At 67.0% G+C, this 17,214-nt stretch carries 13 protein-coding genes; 5 read left to right on the top strand and 8 right to left on the bottom strand.

The features are described 5' to 3' along the window. Positions 1 to 2 precede the first annotated feature (2 nt). Positions 3 to 1,187 (top strand): HlyD family secretion protein, encoded by a 1,185-nt coding sequence (locus tag ACW6W5_RS10190; protein ID WP_152151696.1) that lies wholly within the window; start codon positions 3 to 5, stop codon positions 1,185 to 1,187. Between the two features lie 268 nt (positions 1,188 to 1,455). On the opposite strand, the gene ACW6W5_RS10185 is transcribed toward ACW6W5_RS10190, so the two are convergent. The 7 genes from ACW6W5_RS10185 to creB form a co-directional block, all read right to left on the bottom strand. Next, complete coding sequence (locus ACW6W5_RS10185) at positions 1,456 to 1,941, bottom strand: Fur family transcriptional regulator (RefSeq protein ID WP_019184450.1); 486 nt, start codon at positions 1,939 to 1,941, stop codon at positions 1,456 to 1,458. 16 nt (positions 1,942 to 1,957) lie between these two features. Continuing rightward, on the bottom strand, positions 1,958 to 3,361 hold the full coding sequence (gene gltX, locus ACW6W5_RS10180; RefSeq protein WP_152151694.1) for a glutamate--tRNA ligase: 1,404 nt from the start codon (positions 3,359 to 3,361) through the stop codon (positions 1,958 to 1,960). Between the two features lie 119 nt (positions 3,362 to 3,480). Then, positions 3,481 to 5,067, bottom strand: a complete 1,587-nt coding sequence (locus tag ACW6W5_RS10175) for a M28 family metallopeptidase (RefSeq protein ID WP_152151851.1) — start codon at positions 5,065 to 5,067, stop codon at positions 3,481 to 3,483. Positions 5,068 to 5,167: 100 nt separating this feature from the next. Further along, entirely contained in the window at positions 5,168 to 5,599 is a 432-nt protein-coding gene (locus ACW6W5_RS10170) for a hypothetical protein (protein WP_152151692.1), read from the bottom strand. A gap of 9 nt (positions 5,600 to 5,608) precedes the next feature. Next, complete coding sequence (creD, locus tag ACW6W5_RS10165; RefSeq protein ID WP_121041389.1) at positions 5,609 to 6,928, bottom strand: cell envelope integrity protein CreD; 1,320 nt, start codon at positions 6,926 to 6,928, stop codon at positions 5,609 to 5,611. A gap of 92 nt (positions 6,929 to 7,020) precedes the next feature. Continuing rightward, positions 7,021 to 8,478, bottom strand: a complete 1,458-nt coding sequence (gene creC / locus ACW6W5_RS10160; protein WP_152151690.1) for a two-component system sensor histidine kinase CreC — start codon at positions 8,476 to 8,478, stop codon at positions 7,021 to 7,023. A 2-nt stretch (positions 8,479 to 8,480) separates the two neighbouring features. Next, the gene (gene creB / locus ACW6W5_RS10155; protein ID WP_121041385.1) at positions 8,481 to 9,170 is read right to left on the bottom strand and encodes a two-component system response regulator CreB; all 690 of its coding nucleotides are present in this window, start codon (positions 9,168 to 9,170) and stop codon (positions 8,481 to 8,483) included. A 45-nt stretch (positions 9,171 to 9,215) separates the two neighbouring features. Here creB and ACW6W5_RS10150 point away from each other — a divergent pair, with 45 nt between their 5' ends. The 4 genes from ACW6W5_RS10150 (at position 9,216) to ACW6W5_RS10135 (ending at position 14,987) form a co-directional block, all read left to right on the top strand. After that, on the top strand, positions 9,216 to 10,073 hold the full coding sequence (locus ACW6W5_RS10150; RefSeq protein WP_121041383.1) for a 23S rRNA (adenine(2030)-N(6))-methyltransferase RlmJ: 858 nt from the start codon (positions 9,216 to 9,218) through the stop codon (positions 10,071 to 10,073). A gap of 126 nt (positions 10,074 to 10,199) precedes the next feature. After that, positions 10,200 to 10,745: a GNAT family N-acetyltransferase gene (locus tag ACW6W5_RS10145; RefSeq protein WP_019184458.1), complete on the top strand. Its 546-nt coding sequence runs from the start codon at positions 10,200 to 10,202 to the stop codon at positions 10,743 to 10,745. 78 nt (positions 10,746 to 10,823) lie between these two features. Further along, positions 10,824 to 14,291, top strand: a complete 3,468-nt coding sequence (mfd, locus tag ACW6W5_RS10140) for a transcription-repair coupling factor (protein WP_152151688.1) — start codon at positions 10,824 to 10,826, stop codon at positions 14,289 to 14,291. Between the two features lie 114 nt (positions 14,292 to 14,405). Beyond that, positions 14,406 to 14,987, top strand: a complete 582-nt coding sequence (locus tag ACW6W5_RS10135) for an HD-GYP domain-containing protein (protein ID WP_152151686.1) — start codon at positions 14,406 to 14,408, stop codon at positions 14,985 to 14,987. 84 nt (positions 14,988 to 15,071) lie between these two features. Here the strand turns inward: ACW6W5_RS10135 and ACW6W5_RS10130 are convergent, their stop codons facing one another. After that, positions 15,072 to 17,165, bottom strand: a complete 2,094-nt coding sequence (locus ACW6W5_RS10130; RefSeq protein WP_152151684.1) for a M13 family metallopeptidase — start codon at positions 17,163 to 17,165, stop codon at positions 15,072 to 15,074. Positions 17,166 to 17,214 lie beyond the last annotated feature (49 nt).

Genomic DNA, 17,214 nt, shown 5'->3' with positions numbered 1-17,214 from the left:
CCATGTCGACCCAACCCCCGCACGACGATACCGCCCCGGAAAACGTCAACCCACCGCCGCCGACCGACGCTGCGCCCGCCCCTGCGCCGCCACCCGCGGCCGCCCCCTCTGGCGTGCCCAAGTACCTCAAGCCGAGCCTGCGTGCGGTGATCATCATGATCGTGATCGCCCTGATCGGCATCGCGCTGATCCTGCGTGCCTGGTCACTGTGGCCGTTCGAGACCTCCCGGGTGACCACGGACAACGCCTACGTGCGCGGCCAGATCACCGTGCTCGCGCCGCAGGTCAACGGCTATGTCACCGAGGTGCTGGTCAAGGACTTCCAGCACGTCAAACAGGGCGAACCGCTGCTGCGCATCGACGACCGCATCTACCGCGAGAAGGTCGTCCAGGCCGAAGCCGACCTGGACAGCGCCAAGGCCGCGCTGGCCAACTCCGACCAATCCCAGGCGCAGAACCGCGCGCAGATCCAGGCCGCGCAGGCCAACCTGTCTGCTGGCCAGGCCGAGCTCTCGCGCTCGCGTACCGAACTCAAGCGCTACGAAGAACTCGCCGACCAGCAACTGGTCGCCCTCAACGACCGCGACAAGTTCCGCACCACCACGCAATCGGCGCAGGCCAGCGTGCTGCAGTCGCAGGCCCAGATCCGCATCGCCGAAGAAACCCTGACCTCCACCCAGGTCGCCCGCAAAGGCCTGGAAGCCCGCGTCGAGACCGCCCAGGCGCAGCTGGAACTGGCGAAGATCGACCTCGCCAACACGGTGATCCAGGCGCCGCGCGACGGTCAGGTCAGCGAAGCCTCGGTGCGCCTGGGCCAATACGTCACCGCCGGTTCGCAGCTGCTGTTCCTGGTGCCCGATGCCCTGTGGGTGATCGCCAACTTCAAGGAAGGCCAGACCTGGAAGATGCGCATCGGCCAACCGGCCACCTTCTCCGTGGATGCCTTCGATGGCCAGAAGCTGCACGGCCACATCGAACAGATCGCCCCGGCGACCGGCTCGGAGTTCAGTGTCCTGCGTCCGGACAACGCCAGTGGCAACTTCACCAAGGTCGTCCAGCGCCTGCCGATCCGCATTTCCATCGACCCCGATCAGCCGCTGTCACCGCGTCTGCGTCCTGGCATGTCGGTGATCGTCAGGGTGGATACCGCCGCCGAAGGGCGCGAGCCGGCCGATGCGAAGCCGTGACGCGCCTGCGCGCAGAACGCCAACGCCGTTCCCCACCCCAGTCCGAAACCGTCGGGAAGCGAGTTGGGCAGCCTGGAACGGGACCGTTGGAGCGGCATGGATGCCGCTCACGAGCCCCCAAGGATGGGTTTACGGCGCGTCCCGCTCCAGGTTGCCCGGCTCGCTTCCGCAGCGGGAAACAGAGTGGCTGCTTTCGCAGCAGAAACGAAAAAGCCGCGCAGATGCGCGGCTTTTCAACATCAACTGCGTACCGACCAACGGTCGGTACCTACCCCGCACAGCGCGCGCACAGGCCATGCACTTCCAGCGTCTGCGCCTGCGGCTGGAACCCCAGCTCCTTCGCCCGCTTCTCCAGCTGGCTGACAATCTCCTTGTCCTCCAGCTCCACCGCACTGTGGCAACTGTTGCAGATCAGGAACGGCACCGAATGCTGCGCACTGCTCGGATGGTGGCACGCCACGAACGCATTCACCGATTCCAGCTTGTGCACGAAGCCGTTGGCCATCAGGAAATCCAACGCGCGGTATACCGTCGGCGGAGCGTCGGCACCGACGCCCTTGCCGTTGCGCACCCACTCCAGCAACTCATACGCCTTGACCGGCTTGCCGGCCTCGGCGATCAGGCGCAGTACGTTCGCGCGGATCGGCGTCAGCCGCAGCCCGCGTTCCGAGCACACGCGTTCGACCACCTTCACGAAGTCGGAGGCGTCGTGAACGTGATGGTGCGGAGCGGTACAAGCGGTCTTTGCGGACATGCGCGGTCTCCTGTGGTCAGGCCGTCGGTACTTTAGTGAGTGCGACCTCGATGCGTTTCAAGGCCTCTTCACGCCCGGCCAGGAACACGGTCTGCGAGATGTCCGGGCTGACCTGGGTGCCGGTGATGGCCACGCGCAGCGGCTGCGCCACCTTGCCCATGCCGATCTCCAGCGCCGTGGCCACGTCGTGCAGTGCCGCCGAGACGCTCTCCACCGTCCATTCCCCGGCCGCGCCCAACAGCTCGCGGGCCTTGCCCAGCGCCAGTTCCGCGCCCGGCTTGAAGTGCTTGGCCACCGCGGCTTCGTCGTACTCGGTCAACGGCTGGTACCAGACCACCGCCTTCTCGGCCATTTCCTTCAGCGTCTGCACACGATCGCGCAGTGCCACCACCACGTCCGCCGGCGCCGGACCGGCGTTCAGATCCAGGCCCAGCTTGTTCAGCTGGTAGACCAGGTGCGGGGCGATGTCGGCCGGCGCTTCAGTCTTCAGGAAGTGCTGGTTGACCCAGCCCAGCTTGGCCATATCCAGGCGCGCGGCCTTGGAGTTGCAGTTGGTCACATCAAACAGATCGATCAGCTCCTGGCGGCTGAACAGCTCCTGGTCGCCATGCGACCAGCCCAGGCGGGCCAGATAGCTCAGCAGCGCGTCGGGCAGGTAGCCGGCGTCCTTGTACTGCATCACGTCGGCCGCGCCGGTGCGCTTGGACAGCTTGGCGCCCTGCTCGTCCAGGATCATCGGCATATGGCCGAACTTCGGCACGGGGGCGCCGATGCCCTCGTACAGATTGATCTGGCGCGGAGTGTTGTTGATGTGGTCGTCGCCGCGGATGACCTCGCTGATGCGCATGTCCCAATCGTCCACCACCACCGCGAAGTTGTAGGTGGGGAAACCATCCGGGCGGAAGATCACCATGTCGTCCAGCTCGCTGTTGGCGATCTCGATGCGGCCCTTGATCAGGTCATCGAACACCACCGTGCCATCGAGCGGATTCTTGAAGCGGATCACGCGGTTCGGGTCGTCCTTGTACGGCAGGCCCAGGTCACGCGCAGCGCCGTTGTAACGCGGCTTTTCCTGCTTGGCCATGGCGGCCTCGCGCATCGCGTCCAGTTCTTCCCTGGTCTCGTAGGCGTAGTACGCCTTGCCATCGGCGACCAGCTGCTCGGCCACTTCCAGATAGCGGGCCACGCGCTGGGTCTGGTAGATCGGGCCTTCGTCATAGCCCAGGCCCAGCCACTCCATCGCCTCCAGGATCGCGTCGATCGCGCCCTGGGTGCTGCGCTCGCGGTCGGTGTCTTCGATGCGCAGCACGAATTCGCCGCCACGGTGACGGGCCTCCAGCCAGCAGTACAGCGCCGTGCGGGCGCCACCAATGTGCAGGTAGCCGGTGGGACTGGGGGCAAAACGGGTGCGGCAGGTCATGGAGGGCTCAGGGCGGGAAACGGAATCCCGGCAATTTTACCCCGCCCCGGCCGCAAACCGGGCACTCCCTGCCCGGCATGGCGTGGGCAGCCCTTTCCAGGCCGCCCACGCGGTAGCCCTCAGGGCGTCAGCAACGGCTTGCGCGGCAGCTTTTCATCGCGCATGGCCGCGTTGTAGACGAACGAGGCCACGATGGCGGCGGCCTGCTTCAGGTCTTCCGGCTCGGCGTGGTCCCACGTGTCCAGGTTGCTGTGGTGGACGTTGGTGAAGTAGTCCAGGCGGTCCTGGATGAACTGGAACCCGGGCAGGCCGACGCGATCGAATGCGATGTGGTCGGTGCTGCCGGTGTTGCGGGTGGCCACGGTGGTGGCGCCCACATCGTGGAATGGGGCCAGCCACGCTTCGAAGATCGGCACCACGGCCAGGTTCTCCTGCGCGTAGATGCCGCGGAAGCGGCCCGAGCCGTTGTCCATGTTGAAGTACGCCGAGAACTTGTCGTAATCACGCTGGCGCTGCAGGGCGCCGGTCGGCTCACGCATCGAGGCCGGCAGCGTGAGCTGCGCCGGGTCGGTCGGCTCGGGGTAGCGCGCGAAGTGCTTGGACACGTAATCCTGGGAGCCGATCAGGCCCTGCTCCTCGCCACTCCACAGCGCCACGCGGATGGTGCGCTTGGGCTTGGCACCCACCGCCTTGAGGATGCGCATGGCTTCCATCATCACCGCCACGCCGGCAGCGTTGTCGGCCGCACCGGTGCCGGTGTGCCAGGAATCCATGTGCGCGCCGAGCATCACGATCTCATCGGCCTTGCCACTGCCGCGGATCTCGGCCAGCGTGTTGTAGCCGGGCTGGTCCTGCGTATCGGTGAAGCGGGCTTCGACATTCACGCGCAGCTTGACCGCGTGCTTCTGGTCGACCGCCCGCACCAGCTGGTTGTAGTGCTCGGCCATCATCGCCAGCTCGGGCACGCCGACCGGTTCACCGGCCTTGCGCGAGCCACCGCCACCGACACGGATGATGCCGTTGTCCCAGCCGCTGATGCTGATCGTGGCCAGCACGCCCTGCTCGGCGAAGAAGGCGTTGGTGGCGCGGGTCAGTTCCTGCTTCTCCAGATATTCCTTGGCCTTCTTGGCACGGTCGGCCTTGGCATCGGCGACGTCCTTGGGCACCGCGAACACCTGCAGCTCCGCCAGGCCGGCATCATCGTGGCGATGCGAATCGGACTTGGTGGCCCGTTCGTAATCGCGTGCATCGTTGAGCAGCAGGATCCTGCCGGCGAGCTTGCCCTTGTACTGATCCAGGTCGGCGAGCTTCTTGATCTCGACCTTGATCACCTCGCCCTCGACCGGGCCGTTGGTGCCCGGGGTCCAGGCCTTCGGCAGCGCATACAGCGGCGCCACGCGCGGGCTCAGCAGTTCCACGCTGGCGTTGCTGAACTCCCAGCCGCGGCCGAACGCATCGAAGGCTTCGTCATGGACGTTGACCAGGCCCCACTCATTGAACTTGCTGCGGGTCCAGGCGTTGGCCTCGCCCATCGCGGGCGAATTGGTCAGGCGCGGGCCGATCTGCTCGGTCAGGTGGCTGAAGGTCGCCATCACCTGCGACCGGTGGAAGGCTTCCTGGCGGATGCGGCTGACCATGTCCAGGTCCACCGTTTCCTTCGTCTGTGCATCGGCGACGCCGCTCAATGCCAATGCCACGCTCAACATGCCCCACTTGAACACGATTACCCCTGCCTCTCGGCCAGACCACGAACAATCCCCGAGTCTATCGAGGGTGGCCCGCGCGCCCCCGGGCCAAGAGTCATGGTCATTCCATCCAGCCGTACCAGAGCTGGCCACGGCCAGGCAGGATCAGCAACCAGCGGCTGCGGTCTTCCGAGGCGCTGGCGTAGACCGCTGCATGCGCCGGCCAGCCCGCAGGCAACCCGCGGATGCCGACCTCACGCAACGCCTGTGCACCCTCACGCCACGGCCGATAGTCGCCACACCAGTGCGGCAGCGGCAGGCGCCCGCGCGCCTGCCGTGCCTGTTCCAGAAAGCGCAGCCCGTGCACGGTGATCGCCTCGCAGGTGGCCGGTGCCAAGCCGAAACGCAGCAGCCCCGGCGCTGCCGGCACCCCAGGCAGTGCCCTCAGCGGTGACGGCCATCCCGAGGCCTCGCCCTCCAGCAGCGAGGCCACCTCCAGCCGGGCGGGCAGCGCCCGGCGCACACGTTCGTGCAGACAGCGGTGCAAGCTCATGTCCGTTCCTCAGCTCAGCCGCGCGCCGAGTTCGTACCAATCGACCCGGCGGGTCACCCACATCACCGCGGCCAGCACGCCGAACAGCAGCAGCGAGCCCATCAGCAGCGCGTTGTTCTCCGAGATCAGCAGCCCATACAGCGCGCCATACAGGGCACTGAGCATCACCGCAAAGCCCAGGCCGCGTTTCCAGCTCTTCAATACGCCGGACAGATACACGGTCTGGATGCCGATGCACGCCAGTGCCGAGAGCGCATAGGCCTGCCAGAACGCGATGTGCTCGGAGAGGCTGAGCAGCAGCAGGAAGAAGATCGCCAGCGCCAGGCCGACCATCAGGTACTGCAGCGGGTGGATGCGCAGCTGCTTGATCAGCTCGAACAGGATGAAGCCGACGAAGGTGAGCAGGATGAAGAGGATGCCGTACTTGCTGGCGCGGTCGGCCTGGGTATACACATCGACCGGATTGACCAGCTCCACGCTCACCGCTTCAGCGTCGATGTCCGGGCGGTTGCGCAGCTGGTGCTGGGCACGCGAGGCCAGCGAAGACACCGCCCACTGGGCGTCGAAACCCTGCGCGTCCACCTTGCGTTCGTTGGGCAGGAAGCTGCCGCCGAACAGCGGGTGCGGCCACGGCGAGCGCAGCGCGATGCGGCTGTCATCGCCCACCGGCACCACCGACAGCGACCGGGTGCCATCCAGCACCAGCTCCAGCTCGACCTTGCTGCCCTTGAGCACGCCACCCCGTTCATCCGCCAGGCCCGGCAAGCCGACATGCAGGCCGGTGCCGATGCCACTGACGCCGCCGGCATCGGGCAACAGCGTCACGGCGTTGCCATCCACACGCAGGTTCGGCGAACCGACCAGGCCACGCACATCGGCGATGCCCACGGTCAGGAAGGGCGTGCCATACACGCGGCCTGCTTTCACCGGGTAGTCGTCATCGGCGAACGCGGCGCTGATCGTGGCCTTCCAGCTATAGACCGGCACGCGGAACAGGCCGACACGGCGCTCGTCCGGCTGCATCACGCCGTCCACCGTGAGCGTGGCCGGCATCTGCAGCCACTGGCCCTGCTCGACCTGCTTTTCCTTCTTCTTGGTGCCGGCCGCATCCACCACCTCGACCTCGCGGGTCTCGGTCCACGGCACCACCCGGATCGGGCCGGTCAGAATCTGCGCGCCGGCGCGGCTCTGCGCCACGCGCTGGTAAGCCTCGTCGCGGTACGCCTCACGCTCGCGGATCACGCCCTTGATCAGGCTCAGCGGAATCAGCAGCAACAGGATCAGCCCGCCGACAATGGCGAACCGCAACAGCATCTTCAGGGATTTCATGACCCGTCCTCGGTTGGGAGGGGGCCAGCTTCCCGCGCGCCGGTGTGCGGGGTTTGTGCCGAGTTTGAAGTCTATGTGAAGTGCGGCGGCGGTCAGCGCCGCGGCGGTACCGAAGGCAGCCGCAAGGGCAGCCACAACACCGCCTGCGCACCGCCGCCATCGCGGTTGCGCAGGCTCACACGGCCGCCGTGCAGGCGAGCCACTTCCTGCACGAACGACAGGCCCAGGCCGGAGCTGCGCTGGCCGGTGCCGGGCCGTGCCAGCGAATAGAAGCGCTCGAACACGCGATCAAGCGCGTAGTCCGGCACGCCACTGCCGCGGTCGGCCACGGTCAGTGCGATGCCCTCACCTTCCGCACCAGCACCGAGCGTGATAGTGCTGCCGGCCGGTGAGAAGGCCACGGCATTCTCCAGCAGATTGTTGAGTGCCTGGCGCAGCAGATAGCCATCGCCCTGCACGCTCTCGGCCTGCGCCTCCACCGCGATCGTGACCCCGGCGGCCTGCGCACGCACCGCCACCGCGTCGGCGGCGGACTCCAGCAACGCCGCCAGTGCAAGCCGCTCGTGCTTCTGCAGCCAGCCGTACTGCTCCACCTCGGCCAGCGCCAACAGCTTGTCGATGGTTTCGGTGAGGCGCTGCGCCTGGCCTTCGATACTGCGGGCGAAATGCGCCCGATCCGCGTCCGGCAACGGTTCCTGCAGCAGTTCGGCCGCGCCGCGGATCGCGGCCAGCGGGCTCTTCATTTCATGGGTCAACGACTGCACATACTGCTCGACGTAGGCCTTGCCTTCCAGCTTGCGACGCATGGTTTCCAGCGCCTGGCCCAGATCGCCGATCTCATCGCGGCGCGGCTTCGGCGGCGGCACCGGCTCACCGGCGCTGACCGCCTTGGCATAGCGGTTGAGCCGGTTCACGCCGTGCATCAGCCACGCGGTCATCAGCAGGCCGATCAGCGCCGAGAGACCGATCAGCCAGGCACCGCGCTTCATGATGGCGCGCTGGCTGGCGGCGATGAAGGGATCGATGCTGCGGTTGGGTTGGGCCAGGCTGAGCACACCGATCAAGCGGCGCCCATCGGCCGGATCGAAGATCGGCGCGGCCACGTGCATCACCGAGTGGGTGTCGTCACCGGGGGTTTCCGGACTGGAGCGCGCGCCGTACTCGCCGCGCAGCGTCCGGTAGACATCGTTCCAGCGTGAGTTGTCGCGCCCCACATCGCGGCCGGTCGAGTCGTACACCACGATGCCCTTGGCATCGGTGATGGTGACCTGGTAATCCAGCGTGCGCTTGGGAAAACGCCACACCATCGCTTTCGGGTCGCGGCGCTTGGCACGCGCCAGATCGGCGACGAAGCGGCCGTCGCGGATGTGCCCGGCCTTGAGGTCTGCCGCGGCCATTTCCGCCAGCACGTTGGCTGCATCGACCAGCGTGGACTCCATCGCCTGGCGCACGCCGGGCTTCACTTCGTTGACGAAAATGCGCATCACGAAGAACGCGGCGATACCCACGATCAGGAAGAAGCCCAGGAACAGTTTCAGGCCCAGCCGCATGCCTACACCTCCAGTGCGTAGCCCAGGCCACGGTGGGTACGGATCGGGTCGGTCTCGGCACCGGCGGCACGCAGCTTCGCGCGCAGGGTTTTGACGTGGGTATCCACCGTGCGGTCGGCGCTGTCGGCGTCGCTGTCCCAGCCGCGGTCCATCAGCTGGGCGCGGCTGAGGATCGCGCCGGGGCGCTGCAGCAGGGCGGCCATCAGTGCGTATTCGTAGCGGGTCAGGTCCAGCGGCTGGTCACCGAAGCGGATCCGGCTGCCCTCGCGGTCGATCGAGAAGCGCCCGAGCTGCTGCCAGCCGGTGGTGTCGGCAGGGGCCGCGGACCGGCGCAGGCGCGCGCGCACCCGCGCCACCAGCTCGCGCGGCGAGAAGGGTTTGGCCATATAGTCGTCCGCCCCCAGCTCCAGGCCGAGCACCCGGTCGAACTCGTCATTGCGGGCGGTCAGGAAGATCACCGGCACCTCGCTGAAGGTGCGCAGCGTGCGACAGACCTCGAAGCCGCTCATGTCCGGCAGGCCCACATCCAGCACCACCACATCGAAGGCGTGCTGGCGCAGCCGGGCCAGCGCCTCACCGCCGAGCAGGCAATGCTGGGCGCCGTAGCCTTCACTGCGCAGTGCATACAGAACGGTATCGGCGATGGCGGTTTCGTCCTCGACCACCAGGACGTTGTGCAGGGGGTGGCTCATGCGCGCAGCATAGCCGCTGGGCCCGCCGCCCCGTACACTGCGCCGATGAATTACCGCCACGCCTTCCATGCCGGCAACCATGCCGATGTGCTCAAGCACATCGTGCAGCTTGCCCTGCTCGACACCTTCAAGCGCAAGGACAGCCCGTTCTTCGTGCTGGACACCCACGGCGGCGCTGGCCGCTACCTGCTGGCCAGCGAGGAAAGCCGCAAGACGCTGGAGGCCGAAGACGGCGTGATGCGCCTGATGGCCCAGCCGCAGCTGCCCGCGGTGGTGGAGCGCTACCTCAAGGCGGTCCAGGCCGACAACCCGGTCGGGGCGATGATCAGCTACCCCGGCTCGCCGCTGCTGACCGCCCAGACCCTGCGCGAGCAGGACCGCATGGCCGTGTGCGAAGTGCAGGATGCCGAAGCCACGGCGCTGAAGGCACTGTTCGCCCATGACAGCCGGGTGGCCGTGTATCACGCCGATGGCTATGCCCAGAACAGGAAGCTGCTGCCGCCCAAGGCCAACGGCGTGAAGATCGGCCGTGGGCTGGTCCTGATCGACCCGCCCTACGAGGGGCAGGACGCCGAATACCAGGCCATCCTGGCCTCGGTGACCGAGATCCTGGGCCGTTGGCCGCAGGCCAGCTTTGCGATCTGGTTCCCGATCAAGCAGCGCCGGACCATCCTGCACTTCCTGCGCAAGGCGTGTGCCCTGCCGGTGAAATCGGTGCTGACCGCCGAGCTGCTGATCCGCCCGGACGACTCCCCGCTGCGGCTCAATGGCAGCGGCATGCTGCTGCTGAACCCGCCGTGGCAGTTCGACCAGGTCCTGGCCCCGGCCATGCCGGCGCTCAAGCAGCACCTGGGCGAGGCCGGCGCCTCGACCCGCCTGCAGTGGCTCAAGCAGGCCGAATGACCCCCTGAATCCAGGCCGGAACCCCGGCCTGGCCGGCGCCTCCCGTCCGGCGCGGCGTGAGTGATCCGTTCACGGAACGCTGCCCCCGGGATGCGAGAATCCGAAGACCACCAAGGAATCACCGGTATGGCTACCCGTAACCGCATGCCGCCCTGGCACGAGATTTTCAAGGCACCCAGTGGCCACGAGCTGCTGATCCGCCCCATCCGGCCGGAAGACGGCCCGCCGCTGCATGCCGCCTTCAGTCTGTTCGGTCCCGAAGAAATCCGCGACCGCTTCCTGCAGTCGGTGACCGAACTGTCGCCGGAAACGACGCAGCGCCTGACCCATCCCAATCCCAAGAGCGAAATCACCCTGGTCGCAGCCGAGTCGCTGCCTGCCGGTGAAGCCGTGGTGGGTGCGGTCGCGCGTGCCTCGATCATCCCCGGCACCCGCGAGGCCGAGTACGCGATCCTCGTCAGCCGCTTCCTGGTCGGCCAGGGCCTGGGCCGGCAATTGATGCGCAAGCTGGTCAAGTGGGCGCGCGGCAAGTACCTGGATCGTCTGTACGGCGATGTTGCCGAAGAGAACGAGCCGATGAAGCAGCTGGCCGCCTCGCTGGGCTTCCAGCCGATCCCGCACCCGAACGGTACGCCGGGCCTGGTGCGCATGGTGCTTGAACTCGACAGCTGATGACGGGCGGCCGGGCACTGCCCGGCCGCCGCCGGATGACGCGGCCGCCAGGCTGCGGTCTGCTAAAATCGACGGTTCATGTCACGCACTTCCTATCCCGTTCCGCCGCTGCCACGTCCTGGACAGCTCCGCGCCTGGTGGCGCGCTCCCGCTTCGGCCACAGCGCTGGCGTGGTACATCGCCCGCGCGGCGCAGTCGCACGACGGGCCGTTGCTGGTGGTCGCGCGCGACAACCATGGCGCGAACCAGATCGAAGCCGATCTGCACACCTTGCTCGGCACTGCCGGCGACGTGCCGATCGTGGCCTTCCCGGACTGGGAAACCCTGCCCTACGACGCCTTCAGCCCGCACCCGGACATCATTTCCCAGCGGCTGGCCGCGCTGCATGCCCTGCCTGCGCTCAAGCGCGGCATCGTGGTGGTGCCGGTGCAGACGCTGCTGCAGCAGTTGGCACCGCTCAAGTACGTCATCGGCGGCAGCTTCGACCTGACGGTCGGCCAGCGCCTGGATCTGGACGCGGAAAAGCGCCGCCTGGAATCGGCCGGTTACCGCAACGTGCCGCAGGTGATGGACCCGGGTGATTTCGCCGTGCGTGGCGGCCTGCTCGACGTCTACCCGATGGGAGCCGAGGCGCCGCTGCGGGTGGAACTGCTCGACGAGGATATCGATTCGATCCGCGCCTTCGATCCGGAGTCCCAGCGCTCGCTGGACAAGGTCGAAGCGGTGCACATGCTGCCCGGCCGTGAAGTGCCGCTGGATGATCTCAGCGTCTCGCGCGTGCTCAACACGCTGCGCGAGCGCTTCGATGTGGATACCCGGCGCAGCGCGCTTTACCAGGATCTCAAGGCCGGTATCGCGCCGGCCGGCATCGAGTACTACCTGCCGCTGTTCTTCGACAAGACCGCGACCCTGCTCGATTACCTCCAGCCCAACGTGCTGCCGGTGCTGGCGCCGAACGTGTTCGATGCTGCGGCCGCCTTCTGGGCGCAGACGCAGAACCGCTACGAGCAGCGCCGTCATGATGTCGAGCGCCCGCTGCTGGCGCCGGAAGAGCTGTACGCCAGCCCCGAACAACTGCGCGCCACGCTCAACGGCCTGGCCCGCGTCGAAGTCTGGCCACTGGATCACGACCGCATCGGCGATGCACAGCCGCTGGGCGACCAGCCACTGCCGCCACTGCCGGTGGCCGCCCGCGATGCGCCGGCTGCCGAGGCACTGAAATCCTTCATCGGTCATTACCCGGGCCGGGTGCTGATCGCCGCCGATTCCGCCGGCCGCCGCGAAGCCCTGCTGGAAGTGCTGCTCGCCGCCGAGCTGAAGCCGCCGGTGGTCGCCGATCTGCCCGGCTTCCTGGCCGACGACAGCGTGCGCTTCGGCATCACCGTGGCGCCGCTGGAAGACGGTTTCGCGCTGGAAAGCCCGCCGATCGCGGTGCTGACCGAACGTCAGCTGTTCCCCGAGCGCGCCGGCCAGCAGCGCCGCAGCCGCCGGGCCGGACGCGAGCCGGAAGCGATCATCCGCGACCTCGGCGAGCTCAGCGAAGGTTCGCCGATCGTGCATGAAGACCACGGTGTCGGTCGCTACCGCGGCCTGATCGTGCTCGATGCCGGCGGCATGCCCGGCGAGTTCCTGGAAATCGAATACGCCAAGGGCGACCGCCTGTATGTGCCGGTTGCCCAGCTGCACCTGATCAGCCGCTATTCCGGTGCCTCGCCGGAAACCGCCCCGCTGCATTCGCTCGGTGGCGAGCAGTGGACCAAGGCCAAGCGCAAGGCGGCCGAAAAGGTCCGCGACGTCGCCGCCGAGCTGCTGGAAATCCAGGCGCGTCGGCGTGCCCGTGCCGGCCTGGCGCTGCATGTGGACCGCGCGATGTACGAGCCGTTCGCGGCCGGGTTCCCGTTCGAGGAAACCCCTGATCAGCTGGCCGCGATCGACGCGACCCTGCGCGATCTGGCCAGCAGCCAGCCGATGGACCGCGTGGTCTGCGGCGATGTCGGCTTCGGCAAGACCGAGGTCGCCGTGCGCGCCGCGTTCGCCGCCGCCAGCGCCGGCAAGCAGGTCGCCGTGCTGGTGCCGACTACCCTGCTGGCCGAACAGCATTACCGCAATTTCCGCGATCGCTTCGCCGATTGGCCGCTCAGGGTGGAGGTGCTGTCGCGCTTCAAATCCACCAAGGAGATCAAGGCCGAACTGGAGAAGGTCGCCGCCGGCACCATCGACGTCATCATCGGTACCCATCGCCTGCTGCAGCCGGACGTGAAGTTCAAGGACCTCGGTCTGGTCGTGGTCGATGAGGAGCAGCGCTTCGGTGTGCGCCAGAAGGAAGCGCTCAAGGCGATGCGCGCCAACGTGCACCTGTTGACCCTGACCGCCACGCCGATTCCCCGCACGCTCAACATGGCCATGGCCGGGCTGCGTGATCTATCGATCATCGCCACGCCGCCGCCGAACCGGCTGGCGGTCAAGACCTTCATCACCGCCTGGGACAACGCCCTGCTGCGCGAAGCGTTCCAGCGCGAACTGGCCCGTGGTGGCCAGCTGTACTTCCTGCACAACGACGTGGAGAGCATCGGCCGCATGCAACGCGAGCTGGCCGAGCTGGTGCCCGAAGCACGCATCGGCATCGCCCATGGGCAGATGCCCGAGCGCGAGCTGGAGCGGGTGATGCTGGACTTCCAGAAGCAGCGCTTCAATGTGCTGCTGTCGACCACGATCATCGAATCGGGCATCGACATTCCCAACGCCAATACCATCATCATCAACCGCGCCGACCGCTTCGGCCTGGCCCAGCTGCACCAGCTGCGCGGCCGCGTGGGTCGCTCGCACCACCGGGCGTACGCCTACCTGGTGGTGCCGGACAAGCGCGCGATGACGCCCGATGCCGAGAAGCGTCTGGAGGCCATCGCCTCGATGGACGAACTCGGGGCCGGCTTCACCCTGGCCACCCACGATCTGGAAATCCGCGGTGCCGGCGAGCTGCTTGGCGAGGACCAGAGCGGCCAGATGGCCGAGGTCGGCTTCAGCCTGTACACCGAGCTGCTGGAACGTGCGGTGCGCAGCATCCGCCTGGGCAAACTGCCGGACCTGGATGCGGGCGAAGAAGCGCGCGGTGCCGAGGTCGAACTGCATGTACCGGCCTTGATCCCGGATGACTACCTGCCCGACGTGCATACCCGCCTGACCCTGTACAAGCGCATCAGCAGTGCGCGTGACAGTGCTGAGCTGCGCGAACTGCAGGTGGAGATGATCGACCGCTTCGGGCTGTTGCCGGACCCGGCCAAGCACCTGTTCGCGATCGCCGAGCTCAAGCTGCAGGCCAATGTGCTGGGCATCCGCAAGCTGGAGCTGGGCGAGAACGGCGGGCGCATCGTGTTCAATCCCAAGCCGGAGATCGACCCGATGGCGGTCATCCAGCTGATCCAGAAGCAGCCCAAGCTGTACGCGATGGACGGGCCGGACAAGCTGCGCATCAAGCACCCGTTGCCGCTGCCGGAAGACCGCTTCAGCGCCGCCAAGGCCCTGTTGCTGACCCTCTCACCGCGCTGATTTCACGCCTGGCGTCGGTCGCCAGGCGCTATCGTTCAAGGGGCAGGCGCCACGTGGCGGCCTGCCCGACCCCGGCACTGACGGCCGGCCATCCGACCCCACGTGACCGCCCCCATGTTCGACGACACCCCTTCGCAGGTCTGCTCCATCGATGCGCTGTCGATGTCGTTGCAGATGCGCGACCAGTACACCCGTTTCCACTGCGACCGGGTCGGCCTGCTCGGCGATCAGCTGGGGCGCCTGTGCGATCTGGACGACACGCAGCGCGCGCATCTGGCGCTGGCCGCGCGCTTCCATGACATCGGCAAGATCGGCATTCCGGACAACGTGCTGTTGTATCCCGCGCGCCTGGACGACGCTCAGCGCGCGATCATGCGCACCCACCCCGAACGTGGTGAGCGTATCTTCGCCACCACCGGGCGCAGTGATGCCGCCGAGGTGGCGCGGTTGATCCGCAGCCATCACGAGGCCTTCGATGGCAGTGGTTATCCGGATGGCCTGAAAGGCAGCGACATTCCGCTGGGCGCACGCGTGCTCACCAGCGTCGATGGGTACGACGCCATGACCACCACCCGCCCGTACCGCGGCCCGATGCCGCATGCCAAGGCGATGGGCATCCTCGCCGAGCAGCAGGGTGGCCTGGTCGACCCGCAGGTGTTCGGCCTGTTCACCCGGATGATGGCCTCCGCTACGTAGTCTCCGCTTGGGTTTGCCGCGAGCGTGCTGGAAAAGAAAAACCCGGCGTCCGCCGGGTTTTTCATGTCACTCAACCGCGTGCGATCACCAGATCACAACGCGCTTGTCGTCGGCCCGCACCATCGCATCGCCGGCCTTGCACTCGAACGCCTGCGCGTACGCGGGCATGTTCGAGGGCGCGCCATTGGCACGGAAGTTGGCCGGAGCGTGCGGATCGGTGTTCAGGCGCACGCGCAGCTCGCCTTCGTTGAAGTTGCGGCGCCACACTGTGGCCCAGTTCATGAAGAAGCGCTGGTCCTGCGTGTGGCCGTCCACCGCTACGTTGGCCTTCGGGTCTTCCTTCAGCGCCATCTGCAGCGCGTCGTAGGCCACGGTCAGGCCACCGAGGTCGCCGATGTTCTCGCCCAGGGTCAGCTTGCCCTTCACGTTCACGCCCGGCAGCGACTCATAGCCGTCGAACTGCGCGACCAGCTGGTCGGTCCGCTGGGTGAAGGCCGCACGGTCGCTGTCGGTCCACCAGTTGTCGAAGTTGCCGTTGGCGGCGAACTGGCTGCCCGAGTCGTCATAGCCGTGCATCATTTCGTGGCCGATGACCGCGCCGATGCCGCCGTAGTTCAGCGCCGGATCGGCCTTGGCGTCGAAGAACGGCGCTTGCAGGATCGCCGCCGGGAAGACGATCTCGTTCTTGGTGGCGTTGTAGTAGGCGTTGACGGTCTGCGGGGTCATGCCCCACTCGGTCTTGTCGACCGGCTTGCCGATCTTGTTGAGCATGAAGCGGTAGTTGAACGTGCGCGCGGCCTGCATGTTGCCCAGGTAGCTGTCGCCGTTGGTTTCCAGGCCCGACCAGTCACGCCACTTGTCCGGGTAGCCGATCTTCGGGGTGAAGCTGGCCCACTTCTCCAGTGCCTTCTTGCGGGTGTCTTCGCTCATCCACTCCAGCTTCTCCAGGCGCGCCTTCAGCGCCACCGAGAGGTTCTCCACCAGGTGCTGCATCTGCACCTTGGAGTCGGCCGGGAACACCGCGTCGACATACATCTGGCCCAGGCCTTCGCCGATGGCGCCGTTGACCGACTCCAGCACACGCTTCCAGCGCGGCTGCATTTCCTTCTGGCCACGCAGGGTGGTGCTGTAGAAATCGAAGTTGGCCTTTTCGAAGGCGCTGCTCAGGTACGGCGAAGCGTCATCGATGGTGTGGAAGCGCAGGTAGGCCTGCCAGGTGGCGGCCGGCACGTCGGCCAGCATCTTGTCCACTTCGCCGAAGAAGCCCGGCTGGGCCATCGAGAACTTCTGCGCGGCCGGCACCTTCAGGGTATCGAACAGGGCGGTCCAGCTGAAGTTCGGGGTCAGCTTGTCCGCATCAGCAGCGCTGACCGGGTTGTAACGCTTGGCCGGGTCACGCATGTCGATGCGCGACATCGAGGCCTGGGCCAGACGCGTTTCGAACTCCATCACGGCCTTGGCCTGGGACTTGGCCTGCTCGGCATCGACGCCGGACAGGGTCAGCACCTGGGCGATGTAGGCAACGTACGCGTCGCGGATCTTGGCCTGCGAATCGTCGAAGTAGTAGCCCTTCTCCGGCAGGCCGAGGCCGCCCTGGCCGACATAGGCGATGACGTTGGCCGAATCTTTGTAATCGGCATTGGCGAACAGCGAGAACAGCACGCCCTGGCCCACCGCCTGGCTGTCGCGCAGGTACTGGGTGATGGCGGCGGTGTCGTTCAGCGCGGCGATCTTGTCCAGCTGCGGCTGCAGCGGGGTGATGCCGGCGGCGTCGATCTTGGCCTCGTCCGAACCGGTCTTCCAGATGTCGCCGATCTTGGCTTCCACCGTGCCGGCCTTGGCCTGGCTGGCGGCGGCCTGCTGGACCAGCGCGTGCTGCACTTCCAGCGAGCGCTCGCGCAGGATTTCGAAGCTGCCCCAGGTGGTCTGGTCGTTCGGGACCGGATTGGCCTTGAGCCACTTGCTGTTCACGAACCCGTTGAGGTCGGTACAGGCGGCGATGGCGGTGTCCAGATCGGCAGTGTTGAGCGAGATCAGCGCGGTCTTGATCTGCGACTGATCAAACGCCGGCGTGGCATCGGCGGTGGCGGCAGGCGCGGTATCGGTCTTGCCACAGGAGGCCAGCGACACGGCGATGGCGGCGGTCAGACCCAGCGGGACCAGCTTGGAAAATTTCATTCGACTCTCCGGCTACAGATGGATGCATCACCCGGACCACGGGCAATCG

This window comes from Stenotrophomonas sp. IS26 (genome assembly GCF_054188265.1).
Note: the sequence above shows the minus strand (reverse complement) of the source record. Positions and strands in the feature narration are given on the sequence as shown.